At 73.0% G+C, this 15,867-nt stretch carries 12 protein-coding genes and 1 pseudogene; 9 read left to right on the forward strand and 4 right to left on the reverse strand.

Annotated elements, in window-relative coordinates; translation table 11 throughout:
* Positions 1–9: 9 nt before the first annotated feature.
* Positions 10–813, reverse strand: a complete 804-nt coding sequence (locus ACZ601_RS12975) for an alpha/beta hydrolase (protein ID WP_469536582.1) — start codon at positions 811–813, stop codon at positions 10–12.
* A gap of 311 nt (positions 814–1,124) precedes the next feature.
* On the opposite strand from ACZ601_RS12975, the gene ACZ601_RS12980 reads away from it, so the two are divergent.
* Positions 1,125–1,589, forward strand: coding sequence for an SsgA family sporulation/cell division regulator (locus ACZ601_RS12980; protein ID WP_469536584.1), 465 nt, complete (start codon positions 1,125–1,127; stop codon positions 1,587–1,589).
* 183 nt (positions 1,590–1,772) lie between these two features.
* On the opposite strand, the gene ACZ601_RS12985 is transcribed toward ACZ601_RS12980, so the two are convergent.
* Together ACZ601_RS12985 and ACZ601_RS12990 are read right to left on the reverse strand one after the other, a co-directional pair.
* On the reverse strand, positions 1,773–2,099 hold the full coding sequence (locus ACZ601_RS12985) for a WXG100 family type VII secretion target (protein WP_469536586.1): 327 nt from the start codon (positions 2,097–2,099) through the stop codon (positions 1,773–1,775).
* A gap of 27 nt (positions 2,100–2,126) precedes the next feature.
* Positions 2,127–2,459, reverse strand: coding sequence for a WXG100 family type VII secretion target (locus ACZ601_RS12990; protein ID WP_469536588.1), 333 nt, complete (start codon positions 2,457–2,459; stop codon positions 2,127–2,129).
* 172 nt (positions 2,460–2,631) lie between these two features.
* On the opposite strand from ACZ601_RS12990, the gene ACZ601_RS12995 reads away from it, so the two are divergent.
* The 4 genes from ACZ601_RS12995 to ACZ601_RS13010 all read left to right on the forward strand — a co-directional run bounded on the left by ACZ601_RS12995 (position 2,632) and on the right by ACZ601_RS13010 (position 8,043).
* Complete coding sequence (locus tag ACZ601_RS12995; protein WP_469536591.1) at positions 2,632–3,564, forward strand: ricin-type beta-trefoil lectin domain protein; 933 nt, start codon at positions 2,632–2,634, stop codon at positions 3,562–3,564.
* 34 nt (positions 3,565–3,598) lie between these two features.
* Positions 3,599–3,892 (forward strand): YbaB/EbfC family nucleoid-associated protein, encoded by a 294-nt coding sequence (locus tag ACZ601_RS13000; protein ID WP_469536593.1) that lies wholly within the window; start codon positions 3,599–3,601, stop codon positions 3,890–3,892.
* 67 nt (positions 3,893–3,959) lie between these two features.
* The gene (eccD, locus tag ACZ601_RS13005) at positions 3,960–5,318 is read left to right on the forward strand and encodes a type VII secretion integral membrane protein EccD (RefSeq protein ID WP_469536595.1); all 1,359 of its coding nucleotides are present in this window, start codon (positions 3,960–3,962) and stop codon (positions 5,316–5,318) included.
* Positions 5,319–5,352: 34 nt separating this feature from the next.
* Positions 5,353–8,043: a right-handed parallel beta-helix repeat-containing protein gene (locus ACZ601_RS13010; protein WP_469536597.1), complete on the forward strand. Its 2,691-nt coding sequence runs from the start codon at positions 5,353–5,355 to the stop codon at positions 8,041–8,043.
* 35 nt (positions 8,044–8,078) lie between these two features.
* Here the strand turns inward: ACZ601_RS13010 and ACZ601_RS13015 are convergent, their stop codons facing one another.
* Positions 8,079–8,729, reverse strand: coding sequence for a hypothetical protein (locus ACZ601_RS13015; RefSeq protein ID WP_469536599.1), 651 nt, complete (start codon positions 8,727–8,729; stop codon positions 8,079–8,081).
* Positions 8,730–8,874: 145 nt separating this feature from the next.
* Here ACZ601_RS13015 and ACZ601_RS13020 point away from each other — a divergent pair, with 145 nt between their 5' ends.
* From ACZ601_RS13020 to ACZ601_RS13035, 4 genes and pseudogenes are all read left to right on the forward strand, one after another.
* A complete protein-coding gene (locus tag ACZ601_RS13020; RefSeq protein ID WP_469536602.1) occupies positions 8,875–9,399 on the forward strand; it encodes a WXG100 family type VII secretion target in 525 nt (174 codons plus the stop codon).
* Positions 9,392–9,886: a hypothetical protein gene (locus ACZ601_RS13025; RefSeq protein WP_469536604.1), complete on the forward strand. Its 495-nt coding sequence runs from the start codon at positions 9,392–9,394 to the stop codon at positions 9,884–9,886. The genes ACZ601_RS13020 and ACZ601_RS13025 overlap by 8 nt, the downstream gene beginning before the upstream one ends.
* Positions 9,886–13,962: a type VII secretion protein EccCa gene (gene eccCa / locus ACZ601_RS13030; protein ID WP_469536607.1), complete on the forward strand. Its 4,077-nt coding sequence runs from the start codon at positions 9,886–9,888 to the stop codon at positions 13,960–13,962. Before ACZ601_RS13025 ends, eccCa begins: the two co-directional genes overlap by 1 nt.
* 84 nt (positions 13,963–14,046) lie before the next feature.
* Positions 14,047–15,867 (forward strand): annotated as a pseudogene (locus ACZ601_RS13035) (hypothetical protein); the annotation flags it as partial.

Below are 15,867 nucleotides of genomic sequence, written 5' to 3' on the forward strand. Positions count from 1 at the left end.
CCGTGCCGGTCAGCCTTCGCGCGGGTGGGCCCGCACGCCGTGGTCGTCGAGCCAGCCGAGCACATGATCGGCGACGTAGCGCCAGCCGTTGTCCACGACGAGGGAGTGCGCGCGGTCCGCGAACTGCTTGAGCTCCGTCGTGGCCGTGGAGTCGCCGTAGGCTTTGTACGCGGCCCGGGTGACGGAGTCCGGGACGATCAGGTCCTCCTGGCCGGAGACGAGCAGCAGCGGTCCCCTGCCGGTGTTGGCCGTGTCCGCCTCGGCGGACGGGCCGCGCCCCGCGCCCGTGCCGCCCAGCTCCGTGAGGAGACGGCGAGGGGCGGGCACCACGTACCGGTCGAAGAGCCGCTCGGCCTGCGCCGCGTCGAGGGTGTTCGCGAAGAGCGCGCGGAACCGCTCCGGGGAGAGCGGCACCCTCGGGCCGTCGCCGTCCTCCTTCCCGGGCCACGGTCCGGGCCGGTCGCCGGGGAGCACGATGCCGTTGACGGGGGCGGGCGCGATGGCCACGGCGGCCCGGCCGAGGTCGACGCCGATCAAATGCTGGGCGATGAGGCCGCCGACCGCGTGCCCGACGAGGACCGGCGCCGTGTCGAAAGAGCGCACGATCCCCGCGTAGTGGTCCGTCAGCGCGTCCAGACCCAGGTCGCCGAAGGCTGCGGGCGAGCGGCGCATCTCCGCGGCGCCGGGCGCCTCCCCCGGCCAGCCGGGGGTGAGGACGAGGAACCCACGGCCGGCGAAGCGCTCGGCCCATGACTCCCAGGAGAGCGCGTGCAGCCACTCACCATGGATGAAGACGACGGGCGTACGGTTCACGGTTGGCTCCTCCGGGCATGACGACCTTCATTCGGCACCGGCACGCGGGCGACCGTCTCAGCATCGTCGAGGCGCAGGTCAGGGGCGACAGTCGAATGACTTAATGTCGGCGGCCGACCGGCCCGCACGAGGGGCGCCGGCCCGGCGCGCAGGGCGGTCCGGGGCGGGCGGGAGCCCTGTTTCGCGGCGCCGCCGACCGCACGCGCCGTCGAAGCCGATGCAGTACGACGGTCAACTTACTTATGTACGACGATCGCGCGGCGACGAGAGTGGGTCGGGTCAGCTTCCGCCCCACAGAAGGGCCTCTCGTCATGAGCGGCAACCATCCCGGTGTCCAGGCTCCCAGGACGGCGCCGTACGACCGCAGCCCCGAGCTGGTCCTGGACATCGAGCGGGTACTGGGCGTCACGGCCCGGCAGGCGGTCAGGGCGGAGTTCGGGTTCGATCCCGCGTCGCCCCTGACCATCCGCGTGGAGTTCCTCGTCGAGGACGGCCCCCGGGTGTCGTGGCGGATCGGCCGCGACCTGCTGCGGCAGGGGCTGTACTCGGCGAGCGGTCTCGGCGATGTACAGATCTGGCCGGCGTACGCGGCGCGGGACGCGGCCATCGCGCGGCTGCAGCTGGCCTCCGGGGACATGGCCGCCCTGTTCGAGCTGCCCGTGCCGCCGCTGGCGCACTGGCTGGAGTACACCTACGAGCTCGTGTCCGCCGGTGCGGAACTCGCCTCGGCCGACTGGGACCGCGCGAGCGCGGAGCTGATCCGGCCGGGAGCGTGAACCCGCGGCGGGGCCGATCCCGTTGTGCTGGAGAGGGCCTCCTGCGACCGGAGTGTTCACTGGCTGGTCCGGCCGCAGGCAGGAGCGGTCGCCCTCATGATCTTCCCCGACATGAGGGCGACCGCTCCATGCCCCCGCCCGGGTGCGGGCGGGGGCGGGGGCGGGGGCCGGGGTGGAACACGCTCAGTGGGACGTGGTCCACGTCTTCAGGTTCGCCGCCTCCGCGTCCGCGTAGTTGGTCCAGTTGATGTGCATCATCGCGGCGATCGTGCCGAGCACCCCGCCCTGGGCCTCGTCCCCGTACAGCGCGACCGCGGCCTGGTCCCAGTGGTGCATGTGCGTTTGGTACTCGTCCGCCGACTGCGCGGCCCAGGTCTGGATCAGCGGCTGGAGCTTCGTCCGCAGGTCCTCCAGCTCCTCGTCGAGCAGCCGCACCGTCTCGTTGATCACGCGTCCGGCGTCCTGCAGGTCGCCGTGGACCAGCAGCGACGAGCCCTCGAAGTCAGGCATGTCATCTCTCCCGTTCGTTGCGCCCCACTACCACCGGGGCGGCGGGAGCTGGATCTTGGAGACGTTGTGCGATGCCGCCGTCTCCGCGTCGACGTAGTTGTGGTGCGTACCGCTCAGACCTTCGGAGATCGCGGTGAGCGCCTGGTGGAGCTTGGCGGCGTTCGCGTCGTAGTCGGCCATCAGGTGCCCGAACTGCGTCGCCGCCGGGCCCTTCCAGAAGTCGTCCAGGCTCACCACGTACTTCCTGAGCGCGTCCAGCCGTTCGGCGACGGACTGCGCGGTGGTGGAACACGAACGGGCCGCGTCGTTGAGATCGGACGGAAGAAGCTGGTAGACGACTCCGTCCCGGGATACCGACACAGTGAGAGACCTTCCGTCGTAGGTGCGCCCAGGACACACTAGGTGTCTTGCACGGTACTGCCCGGCAAAGATACCTGACTGTCACACCCGATGGGTGAAAACAGGTGTGCTGGAGCGGCTAGGATTGAAACATACGTGTTGACACATGTGGGTGGCGCGAAGGGAATCGGTCATGGGGGATCCAGAGTCCAAGAAGGTGCGCGGGCCCGGTCTGCCCGGTTTCGCGAGCAGTTTCGCCGCGAGCGCCCGCAGGGTGGGTGAGCGGGACAGACCGCACGTGTTCTCGCGGCTGTTCGTCGTGGTGGCCGTGGTCGTGCTCATCGCGGCGGGCACGGTCGGCATCGGCATGATGTCCACGATGGGGGACAAGGACGAGCACCGGGCCGCCCGGCAGACCGCCGCGTCGGCCCAGGCCAGCAAGGGCGACACGGAGACCCAGGCCGATGCCGTCCGCCCCAGGACGCCCGGGTCCGCGGCGCCGGAACACGGGTCGAAGTCGGTGACGTCGGGCGGCGGCACGGCCCCGCTCCCGGCAGGGCAGGACATCCCAGGCGGCGGGTCCGTCGCCGCCCCCGCAGGCGGCGGCGAAAGCGGCTCCGGCGCGAGCAAGGGCAGCTCCGACAGCGGCAGCAGGACCACCTCCGGTTCGGGGCACAGCGGGAGCGCGCCGACCGCCGCACCGCACCCCAAGGCCAAGGCCAAGTCGCAGCTCCAGGTGGTCAGGAGCGGCCGCATCGCGGGCTTCCAGTCGCACCGGTGCATCGACGTCCTGGACGGCAGCAGCGCGAGCGGTACGCCGCTGCAGATCTGGGACTGCTCCAACGACAGCTGGCAGAAGTGGACGTTCTACTCCGACGGCACCGTGCGGACGCTGGGCAAGTGCATGCAGCTCTCCGGCGGTTCGACGGCCGACGGCACGCCCATCGTGCTGGCCTCCTGCACGGGGAGCGCGGCACAGAAGTTCACCCTCAACAAGTCCTACGACCTCGTGAACACACCCGTGGGCAAGTGCGTGGACGTCCGCGACAAGCGGACCTCCGACGGCGCCCGGCTGCAGCTCTACACCTGCGCGGGAACGCCGAACCAGAAGTGGGGCATGGGCTGACATGACCGGTGCACACGGACAGAACGAGCACGGGATGCCGGACCTCGAGGCGCTCCTGGAGCAGGCCGGAAAGCTGACGGAAGGCATTCTCGCCGCGCAACAGGCGCCTCAGGAAACCAAGTTCACCGGGGTCGCCGACGGCGGTCTGGTCCGGGCGACGGTGACCGCGACCGGCCGGCTGCACACCCTGAGGATCTCCCCGGTGGCCGCCGACCCGGAGAACACCGAGGCCCTCGCGGACAGCGTCCTGGCCGCCGTACGGGACGCGCACGGGGCGGCCGCGGCCGCCCTGCAGGCCCGGTTCGCCGGGCTGACGGAACACCTGTGAGGGACGGCGGCCGCGCGCCGCCGTCCGGACGCACGGTCCACTACGAGTCGACCAGAAGGAAACGCCTGTGGAAGACGACCGTTGTCACGTCACGATCGTGGGGACGCGGCGCAGAGTCGACCTGTCGGTGCCGGTGTACGCGACGATCGCCGAGTACACCCCGACGTTGTTGCGCGCGTGCGGCCAGGAGACCACCGACGACACGTTCCCACCCGTCTGGTCCCTCGCGCTGCCGGGGGCCCGGCCCTTCCCGCCGGAGTCGACGCTCGCCGAGGCGGGGGTCGTGGACGGCGCGACCCTCTACCTCCAGGACGCCGCCGCGGGGGAGTTCGACGAGGCCCAGGTCAGTGACCTGGAGGAACAGGTCGACGAGGTCAGCCGGTCGGGGCCGGCCTGGGACGCCGCGTCCCGGGCCCACACCCTGCTGCTGGGCGCGGTCGCCGCGCTGGCGGCCGGTTTCGCGGTCCTGATCGCCCACGGCCCGGCGCAACCGGCCGGTGGCATCGGGGCATTGCTGGCCGGCTCCTGTCTGGCGCTGCTGGCCGCGCACGCCACCCGGCGGCAGTGGACCCTGCCGGCCGGCGTCCGCCTGACCATGGCGCTGTCGGCGGTGCCGCTCTACGCGACGGCCGCGCTCTCGGTGCCGCCGGCGCGCGAGCACCTGTCCACGGCGCTGGTGGCGACTGGCATGGGCCTCGTCCTGGGCTCCGGCGTCGCCCGCCTCGCGGTGCCGCACCTGCTGCCCCTGGCCGTCCTCGCCCTGTCCTGCCTCTTCCTCCCGGCGGCGGCGGGGCTCGGCCTGGCCGACGCGGACCTGACGCAGAGCGCGGCCGTCGTCGCCGTGCTGCTCCTCGGCCTCCTCGCCGTGGCGCCCACCGCCACCGGCCACCTCGTCGCCCTGGCGGGCGGGACACCGGACGCGGCCGGCGACGACGCGGCCGGGCGCAGCGCGGACGTGACCGAACTGGCCCGGCAGGCACGCCGGTTGCTGACCGGGGTGACCGTCCTGTGCGCCGTCGTCCAGATCCCGGCGCTGGTGCTGCTCGCCGCCGCGGACGACGCGTGGCCGGTGGCGCTCTGCGCCTGCCTGAGCCTGGCGCTGCTGCTGCGCGCCGGGCTGCTCACCGCGCTGGGCGCCGTGCTGCCGCAGGTGGCCGCGGGGGTGAGCGGCCTCGCCGCGTGCCTGGCCCTCGCCCCCGCGTCCTTCGGCGCCCCGTACTGGTCCGGCCCCGCGGCCCTGGTCCTGGCGGCCCTGGCGGCCCTGGGCCTGGGCCTGGCACGCGTCTTCGGCAGCCCCGACCGCGTCACCGAGCGCCCGGGCTGGATGAGCACGCTGGGCCTGTTCCTGTCCATCGTCAGCGTCCCCCTCGCCCTGGGCGTCTTCGGCCTCTTCGGGGATCTGCTGGATCTGGGGGCGGGGTTGTGAGCGGGGCGGCGACGGGTGCGGGGCGGAGTCCGGCGTGAAGCACAGTGTCGTGCGGGTCGCCGAGCGGGGATGGGGGACCCATCGGACGGTTGCCGCCGCTGTGCGGGCCGCCGCCGACGGGGCCGTGGTCTCCCTGCAACCCGGGGTCTACCAGGAGTCCCTGGTGCTTGACCGCGACGTGACGCTGACCGCCGCCAAGGGGCCGGGCACGGTGCGGATCGCGCCTGTGCGAGGGGCCGCGGTGACCGTCGGCGGCGGGGCACCGACCCTGCGCCACCTCGACCTCGTGGGCGGTGGCGGCGGGCCCGCACTGCTGGTCCGGGGCGGTGACGCGCAGGTCGAGGCGTGCACGGTGACGGCCGGGGCGGTGGAGATCGGGCACGACGCGCATGCCGCCCTGCGCGAGTGCGTCGTGCAGGACGTGCCCGGCGACGGCGTCCGGGTCACCGGTACCGCCGTGGCCGCGCTCACCGACTGCACGCTCACAGCGGCCGGCCGGCACGGTGTGCACGTCGACGACGGGGCCCGGGCCGCACTGCGCGGCACACGTGTCACCGGGTCGGCCGGCTGCGCCCTGGCGGCGACGGGGACGTCGGCGGTCACGGCCGAGGACTGTTTCCTGGGCGAGTGCGCCGAGGAGGCGGTGCGGGTCCTCGGCCCGGCGCGGTTGCTGCTGCGCGGCTGCCGGCTGCACGGCGCGGGCACCCACGGCCTCCACGGCGACGCCCCCGCCCGGGCGGCCGATCCGGTGGCCGGGGCCGACGCGGCCGGATCGGCGGGCGGCCGCGCGGACCACCGCATCCGCCTCGAACGGTGCGAGATCCTTCGCACCGGCCGCGAGGGCGTGTACCTGGCCGGGGAGGCCGAGGCCCGGCTGAGCGACTGTCACCTCACGGCGACCGGCGCGGCCGCGCTGCACGTCACGGACGGTGCCACCCTCGTCCTCGACCGAGTGAGAGCCGTCGACCTGCCGGGCACGGCGCTGGCCGTCGCGGACCGCGCGGAGGTCCGCGCGAGCGGCTGTGTCTTCACCCGGGCAGGCGCCAACGGCCTGTACGGGAGCGCGAGTTCCTCCACCGTGCTGATCGACTGCGAGCTGTCCGCCACCGCCTACAGCGCGGTGCACCTGCAGGGCGGCGGCCGCGCGGAGCTGCACACGTGTGCCGTGCTCGACAGCGACCAGCACGGTATCCGGGTGGAGCACGGCGCACATCTGACGGCGCTTGACACCCGCATCGAGCGGGCCGGACTGTCCGGCGTGGACGTCGAGGACGGCGACACGGTGCTGCGCCGCTGCACCGTCTCCGCGTGCGCCACCGGCGTCCGGCTGCGGACCCGGCACCGCCCACTCCTGGACACCTGCGAGATCCGGTCGGTCCGGACCACCGGGGTGGAGATCGGCCCGGGCACCGGCGCGACCCTGACGGGGTGCGTCGTCGAGGAGTGCGGGACCTCGGGCATCTCCTTCGAGCAGGACAGCGAGGGCTGGATCGACTCCACCGCGATCAGCGACGTACAGGGCAGTGGCCTGGTGGTGTGGACCGGGGCGCGGCCCCGGGTGTTCGCCACGCAGGTCGGCGGCACCGCCAAGAACGGTGTCTACGCCCATGGCGGGGCGGCCGGGGTGTTCGAGCGCTGCACGGTCACCGACACCCGGTACCCGGCCGTTTACGTGGGGGCGCAGGCGACACCGGTCTTCCGGGACCTGCTGGTGCGCGACACCCAGGAGGACCTCTCCGCGCACGCCGACGGCGAGCCGGTGTTCGAGCGCTGCCGCACCGAGAACGTCGCTGTCACGACGCTGCCGACGGACGCCGGAGCCACCGCCGGGCGGGAGCCCGCCGTCCTCGGCAGCGGCGCGGCACCCTGCGGCGAGCGGACGCGGGAGGAGGCCCCTGGCGCCGCGGAGTCGCTGGCGGAGCTGCTGGCCGAACTGGACCAGCTGGTGGGCCTGGAGCGCGTCAAGCAGGAGGTCGTCTCCCTCGCCAAGGTGATGCGCATGGTCAAGCAGCGCCAGGAGGCGGGCCTGCAGCCGCCGCCGCTCAGCCGCCACCTCGTCTTCGCGGGGAACCCCGGCACGGGCAAGACGACCGTGGCCCGTCTGTACGGCCGCATCCTGGCCGCGCTCGGCATGCTGTCCCACGGCCGCCTCGTCGAGGCCGACCGCGCGGCGCTCGTGGGCGAGTACGTCGGGCACACCGCGCCGCGCACGACGGCCGTCTTCCGGCGCGCCCTGGGCGGCGTGCTCTTCATCGACGAGGCCTACGCGCTGGTGCCGCCGGGGCAGTCGACCGACTTCGGGCAGGAAGCGGTGGCCACGCTGGTCAAGCTGATGGAGGACCACCGGGACGACGTCGTCGTCATCGTCGCGGGCTATCCGGACGACATGGACCGCTTTCTCGGCTCGAACCCGGGCCTCGCGTCCCGCTTCACGCGGACGCTGAGCTTCGACGACTACGCGTCGGCGGACCTGGTGCGCATCGTCGAGCACCAGGCACACCTGCACGAGTACCGCCTGCGGGAGGACACCGTCACCGGTCTGACCGCCTGCTTCGACACGATGGAGCGGACCGAGCGGTTCGGCAACGGCCGCACGGCCCGCCAGGTGTTCCAGCGGATGACCGAACTGCACGCCCAGCGGGTGGCGGAGCTGGCCGCCCCCGACGCCGACGACCTCACCCTCGTCCTGCCCGAGGACCTGCCGGCGGAGGTGCTGCGCTCATGAGCCGGCGCACAGCCGGGCCCGGGCGGCCGTGCGGATCAGTCCCTGGCCGGGCCGGTCGGCGGTTCGGGGAACGTGGCCTTGCGGTCGACCTGCGCGTACATCTGGCCGGCCCGGTTGACGACGGCGAGGTACTGGCCGGCCAGCGTCAGGGAGTTGGCCATCTGCCACAGCGCCTTCTCCATCGCCGGCTTGATGGTCTCGCCGAACTTCCGGCCCATCTCGCCGACCGCGTCGGTGCCCTCCGGGTCGGTCTCCCCGTCCGCCATGGAACTGGCCCCGCTGCTGTTGCCGGGGGTGCCCGAATTCATCGCGGCGAGCGGCTGTTTCCGCTCCGCCGGGCCGAAGAAGTCCTCCGTGCGTATGGCGAGCGTCGCGATGCGCAGGATCTGGTAGTCGAAGGCCGCGGAGCGGAGCAGGTCGAGCATGGTCGACTCGGCCGCGCGCACACTGCCCGCGTCCACGAACAGCGGCCCGGTGTCCACCACTTCGGAGGAGGCGGCGCCCTCGGGCTGATCGGTCTTGGGCGGCAGGTTGAAGGAGGGCGGCGCGTCCCAGGCGACCGTGACGTCCGGCATGAGATAGCTCAGATCCTTGCCGGCGTCCGGGTCCGGTGTGCTGTCACCCCCCGAATTGTCCCCGCCGTCCATCGGATGCGGGTCGTACTTGGAACCTTTGCCAATGGCCACGGTCTCGCTCCTCTTCGTGCACCCGGTGTTCGGGCCGAGCTTCACACATGTCGCGATAGAACACCCTCCGATCCATGTAACCATGTGTCTACACCGAGCGCGAACACACGTGTTTGTCTCCGGTACGGAAATGGGGTGGGCGGCAATGGCTGACGGCTCGCACAAGATGAGCCAGGGAGAGTTCGAGGTGGCGCTGGGCAGGCTCGGGGAAGCCACCCGGAAGGTCAGGGGGATCTCCCGGAACATCGAGGGCGACCTCGGGCAGATCCGCACCCAGTTCGCGAAGGTGTCCGGTGTGTGGCGCAGCCCCGCGGAGTCCACCAGCGAACCGGTCATGCAGTGGTTCGACCGTGCCGCGGCCGACCTGCACGAACTCCTGGAGGAGATGACGCGCCGCATGCAGGTCTCCCACGACAACTACCTGGACGCCGAGAAGAAGAACTTTCACAACAGCGGCGGTGGCAGCAGCGTCGGCGGCGGCTCGCACGGTGGGCACCCGCCGCAGGCCCGGTACGTCCAGAACGACCACCCGCCCGCCACCCACACCGACGGGGCGCCGCACGGCGGACAGACGGCCGCGCAGCCCGAGGCCTCGCTGCGGACCGGCGAGACGGTCCCGCACCCCGAGGCGGGCCTCCGGGACCGCATGACGGGAGGACCCCATGCCTGAGAGCTTCGACTACGACACGTCGGTCCTGTCGATCGACCCCCGGCTGGTCGAGGAGATCGGCAACTCGTTGCTGTCGCTCGCGGACCGGATGGGCGATCACATCGAGGCCGTCGCCGACACCGCCTTCCACCTGGAGCTGAGCTGGGCGGGCAACTCCGCGCAGGAGGCGAAGAAGTTCATCGACCGCTGGAACGGCGTGATGGGTGAGCTTTTCGGCAGCAAGAAGCACCCGGAGGACGGCGTCCTCAACGTCATGGCGGGGACCGTGCACATGGTGGCGGCCGCGTTCAGCCAGACCGAGGCCAGCCTGGAGAAGGCGTTCCGGGACTTCGCCGACAACCTCTCCGGCGGCGCCAAGGATCTGCAGCACCAGGCCACGCAGGCGCTGTCGGGCGACACCCCGACGACGCCCACCTCGGCGCCACCGGACGTGCCGGAGGGCCTCGACCCGCAAGATTCCGCCGTCGTGGAGGACTTCTACAACTGATGAGCAAGATCGCCTTCCACCGACCGGCGCGGACCTTCCCGCCCTCGGTGCCCGAGCAACAGGTCGCCCTGCCCGCGCCGCCCCAGAAACCCCAGGAGGCGCAGGCGTCCAGCTGGCTCTATATGCTGCTGCCGCTGCTCAGCAGCGTGAGCATGGCCGCGTACATGGTCACGTTCGGCCGCCCCTGGATGATCATCCTCGGGATCGGCTTCGTGATCACGTCGGTCGCCGTGACCGTCCTGGTGCGGACGCAGTCCAGGAGGTCGACCCGGGTCGCCCGGCTGCGCCAGCGCGACCGCTACGTCGAGTACCTCACCGACATCCGCGCCCAGGCCCGTGACTCCGCCGCGGCGCAGCGGGCCGTGAGCGCCTTCCTCCATCCGAGCCCACGCCGACTGTGGGCGCTGGCCACCGGGCGGCGCCGGGTGTGGGAACGGCGGCCGGCCGACGAGGACTTCCTGCGGCTCCGGCTCGGCCAGGGCCAGGGCGTGCCCGCGCTGCGGCTCGCCTCCGGCAAGCGGGGCGATCCGACGGCGGAGTTCGAGACGCAGTCGCAGCGCGCCGCGGACCGGCTGCTGCGCGACCACGCCCAGGTTGGCCACGAACCCGCGTGGGTCGACCTCGCGGCGACCGGGGTGCTCAGCGTGCACGGTCCCGCCGAGCGCGCCGGCCCGCTCGTCGGCGCCCTGCTGCTGCAACTCGGCGTGCTGCACGCGCCGGACGACGTGGAGATCGTCGCGCTGACCGCCGAGGACGCCCCGTGGTCCTGGGTGAAGTGGCTGCCGCACACCCGGCACGCGGACCCCCGCGCCGCCCGCCCGGTCATCGCGCGGGACATCGAGGGCATCGAGGACGTCCTGACCGCCCGGATCGAACGGGCCCGCGCCGAACGCGTCGAGCACGCCTCCAGCATCCTGCGCCGTGAGGTGGCGGCCGAACGGCACCTCGTCGTCGTCCTGGACGGCTTCCGGCCCGACGCGCCCTGGGCGAACCTGCCCCTCGTCACCGACCTGCTGACGGAAGCCGGCCCGGCCACGGGCCTGCACGTCGTCGTCACGGTCACCAAGGAGAGCGAGGAGCCCGGCCGGGTCGACGTCCGGGCCCGGATCGACGCGGCCGGCTCGCTCGCGCTGGAGAGCCGCGCACCGGCCCTGACCAGCTCCGTGACCGACGCGACGGCGGACGTCTGCCCGCCCGGCCTGGGCGAGCAGACGGCGCGCGCACTGGCGCCGCTGCGCCTCGCCGGGGAGCGGGAGCAGGTGCTCTCCCGCACCGTCTCGCTGCCCGACATGCTGGGTCTTCAACGCCTGGAGGAGGTGGAGCCGCCCTCGCTGTGGCGGGCCCCGGACGACGAGACGCTGCTGCGGCTGCCGATCGGCGTAACCGGCGAGGGCGAACAGCTGACGCTCGACCTCAAGGAGTCCGCGCTGGGCGGCGTCGGCCCGCACGGCCTGGTGGTCGGCGCGACCGGCTCGGGCAAGAGCGAACTCCTGCGCACCCTGGTGACGGGGCTGACGCTGACCCACTCCCCCGAGCAACTCACCTTCGTCCTGGTCGACTTCAAGGGCGGCGCCACCTTCGCCGGGATCACCGAACTGCCCCACGTCGCCGGTCTCATCACCAACCTCTCCGACGACCTGGCCCTGGTGGACCGCGTCCGCGCTGCCCTGCAGGGTGAACAGACACGCCGCCAGCAGATGCTGCGCGCCGCCGGCAACGTGGACTCGGTCCGCGAGTACCAGATCCTCCAGGCCCAGGGCGCGACGGACGCCGACGGGCGCCCGCTGGAACCCATGCCCTACCTCATGATCATGGTGGACGAGTTCGGTGAACTCCTCTCCCAGCGACCGGACTTCATCGAACTATTCGTCCAGATCGGCCGCGTCGGACGCAGCCTGGGCATGCATCTGCTGCTCGCCACCCAGCGCCTGGACGAGGGCCGGCTGCGCGGCCTGGAGTCACATCTGTCGTACCGGATCTGCCTGCGGACGTTCAGCGCCGCGGAAAGCCGCGCGGTGATCGGCACGACCGACGCCTACCGGCTGCCGTCGATCCCTGGCTCCGCCTATCTCAAGGTCGACGAGTCGGTGTACGAACGCTTCCGCGTCGCCCATGTGTCGGGCACCCACCACGACGCCTCCGAGACACCCTCGGCGCGGCCGGTGGAGGCCTCCCCCGTCCCCTTCGGCTTCCGTACGGCCCAGGACGTCCGGTCCGAGGAGGACGAGACCGGCATCGAGACACCCGCCACCGTCGCGCTGCCCGAGGCGGGCCGGCGCTCGGAGATGCAGGTCGCCGTGGAGCGGATGATGTCCTACGGCGATCCGGTGCACCAGGTGTGGCTGCCGCCGCTGCCGCCGGCGGTGGAGCTGGACTCGGTCCTGGGTCCGCTCGCCATCGACGCCGGGCGCGGGTTGCGCTCCGAGGTGTGGCCCGACGGCGGCGGCCTCACCGTCCCGGTCGGCGTCGTCGACCTGCCCGCCCAGCAGGAACAGCGGGTCCTTCACCTGGACCTGGCCGGCGCCCACGGGCACATCGCGGTGGTGGGCGCGCCCCAGTCCGGCAAGAGCACTCTGCTGCGTACGGCCGTGCTGAGCGCCACACTTGTGCACACACCCGAGGAACTCCAGTTCGTCTGCGTCGACTTCGGCGGCGGCAGCCTGTCGGGGGTCGAGGGCGCGCCCCACGTGTCCGGGGTCGCGTCCCGCCACGACGAGGCACACGTGCGCCGGGCCCTGTCGCTGGTGCGCGGGCACGTGGAGGAGCGCGAGCGGCTGTTCCGGGAGCTCAAGGCCGACACGGCCGAGGACTTCCGCCGGATGCGGGCCGAGGGCGCCCTGCCCGAGGGTGTCAACGGCGCGGACATCGTCCTGGTCGTCGACAACTGGGGCGCGCTGCGCGGTGCCGTGGAGGAGGCCGACGAGACGCTGTTGGAGATCGCCACCCGCGGCCTGGGCGTGGGCATCCACCTCCTCCTCAGCGCCAACCGCTGGAACGAGATCCGGGCCAACCTGCGCGACAACATCACCGGCCGCCTGGAGCTGCGGCTCAACGAGCCCGGCGAGTCGGAGATCTCCCGGCCCGCCGCCCGCGCGCTCAAGGCCGTCCTGCCGGGCCGCGGACTCATCGCCCCGGGCCTGACCTTCCACGCGGCGCTGCCCCGGGCCGACGGGCTCGCGTCCGTCGACGGGCTCGCCAAGGCGCAGCAGCGGCTCGTCAACGATCTGTGGACGGGCTGGAAGGGCCGGGAGGCCGAACCGCTGCGGGTCCTCGGTGAACTCGTCACACCGGCGGAACTGGCGCACGCCTGCGCACAGACCTATCCGGACGGCGCCGGTCTGGCCGCCGCCGACGTGCCCGTGGGCCTGCGCGAGACCGATCTCGGGCCCGCCGTGCTGAACCTGGAGGCGGACGGCCCGCACTTCCTGGTGCTCGGCGACTCCGGCTCGGGGAAGACGGAGTTCCTGCGGACGTGGATGCGCGCGATGGTGCGGCGCCGCTCGTCGTGGGACGTGCGCTTCATGGTCCTCGACTACCGTAGGGGGCTGCTCGAAGCGGTGCCCGAGGAGTATCTCGGGGCGCAGGCCGGGGAGTCGCAGGCCGCGGCGTTCTATCTGGAGCAACTCGCCGAGAAGCTCCAGGAGCGGATGCCGCCGCCGGGGATCAGCGTCCGTGAACTGCGCGAGCGCAGCTGGTGGTCGGGGCCGGAGCTCTATCTCGTCGTCGACGACTACGACCTGGTGGCCGGGGCCGGTCTCGGCGGCCGCAACCCGCTCACCCCGCTCGTCGACTCGCTCGCCCAGGCCGCGGACATCGGCTTCCATCTGGTGCTCGGCCGGCGGATCGGCGGGTCGACGCGCTTGGCGATGTCCGACCCGTTCGTGGGCCGGCTGCGGGAGCTGGGCGCCGGCGGGCTGATCCTGTCCGGCGATCCCCGCGAGGGCGTCCTGCTCGGTGACCAGCGGGCGGCACGGCGGGCGCCCGGCCGCGGCACGCTCGTCTCCCGCAGGAGCGGCGCCGTCGTCGTCCAGACCGTCCACGATCCGGCGGACGCGGACCCCGACCCGGCCGCCTGACGCCCCTGTCCCTCCCGTTCCCGCCGTCGCGGCCCGGCACCGAAGTGCCGGGCGGCGCACCGCTCCTGAAAGGCCGGTCCCCGCATGGTCCAGTTCAACGTGGCTCCCATCGTGAACCTGGGTGACAACTGGATCCGTCTCGGCGACGCCCTCTACGAGAGGGCCCAGGCGATGGACGGCGCCATGAACGCCGTGGGGTGGACGGGCGCGGCGGGTACGGCGGCGCGCGCCGCCTGGCACGACGGGGACCGGGGTGTCTTCAAGTCGCTCAGCACCTCGGCGGACGCGGCGTGGAAGATCGGCGAGTCGCTGCACGTCTACGCCGAGGAGCTGCAGAAGACGATCCACGAGATCAACAAACAGCGGCTGGTCGCGGCCCTGGCCAACATCTTCGGCCTGGTCCTGGGCGGGTTGCTGTTCGAGCTGGGGCCCTTGATAGGCGCGCTGCTCTCCGCGGTCCGCAACATTCTGGCGAACATGGCGCCCTGGTTCGCCAGACTCGCGGCCGCCCTGGCGAAGACGGGGGCCGTGGGCGAGTTTGTGACGGACGCCGTGGTCGGTGCGGCCACGAACCTCGGCCTCGACGTCATCACGCAGGTGCTCGCCGACGCGGCCGCGCACGAGAAGTTCACGATGGACTGGGAGAGCGAGGCCATCAGCATGGTCCTCGGCGCCCAGGACTCGGTCGTCGGCGACCACTGGATTCCTCAGCCGAAACGGGCGGGCGCCGCGAAGTCGTCCCCTACGCCGGTGCCGAAGGGGACGCCAACCGGTTCGACCCCGGCCAGCACCCCGAAGCCCACGGTGATGCTCCCCCTCTCCGGGACGAAGGTGCCGCTGCCGGACTTCCTGACCAAGGCCCTGACGCTCCCGCCGTACGGTCCTCCGTCCCGGTCGACCGGAACCGAGACGGGCCTGACGGGCACGCAGAACCGGCCCGCGCCCGCCGACCCGGTCACGACGACCTCGGCCGGCCCGGCCGAAACGGGCACGTCCAACCCGACGCCTGTGACCCCGGGCGGGGGCCCACAGCCCCACCTGTCCGGCCCGTCGTCGGAAGCGGCGCCCTCGACGACGGGTCCTTCGACGACGCCAGGGCCGGGACGCGCTGCCCCGGCTGCTCCGGCCGAGTCGGCGGGGCCTACGTCGTCCGGGCCCACGGGGACGGGCGCCCCGGGACGCGCGACCCCGGCTGCCCCGGCCGAATCCGCAGGCCCGACCCGACCTACGGCATCCGGCCCTACGGGGACCGCCGACCCGGGCCGCACCAGCCCGGCTGCCCCGGCCGAGTCCGCGGGTCCAGCCCGGCCCACCTCCGCGGGCCCCGCCGGGACCCCAGGCCCGGGACGCGCCACTCCGGCCGCCCCGGCCACCCCTGCCGAATCGGCGGGCCTGATTCGGACCACGTCGACCGCCCCTGCCGGAACCTCCGGTCCGGGGCGCACCACCTCAGCCAGCCCTGCCGGAACCGCGGGCCCGGCTCAGCCCACTTCCGCAGCACCCGCCGAAACCGCCGGCCCGGCACGGGCCACCCCCACCGGCTCTACGGAAACCCCCGGCCCGGGGCGCACCACGGCGACCGCCTCCACGGAAACCGCAGGCCCGGCCCAATCCACCTCCGGAACCACCGGCCCGGCACGCCCCTCCTCCGCCGGCCCTGCCGGGACCACCAGCCCGGGACGGACTTCGCCGGTCGCCTCCTCTGGCGGGCAGCCGAACAAGTCCTTCCCCGGCACGGGTAACACCCTCGGCACCCCGCCCGCAGCCCGCATCGACATCGACGGCCAACCCACCACCGTCAACGTCCCGCCCATCGGCGCAAGTTCGTCCAGCAGCACCAGCGCCCCCATCCCCCCACACCGCACCGGCACCGGCCACGACCGACCCGCCGACCTCTCCACCATC

The sequence above is a fragment of the Streptomyces sp. NPDC104307 genome (genome assembly GCF_055584045.1).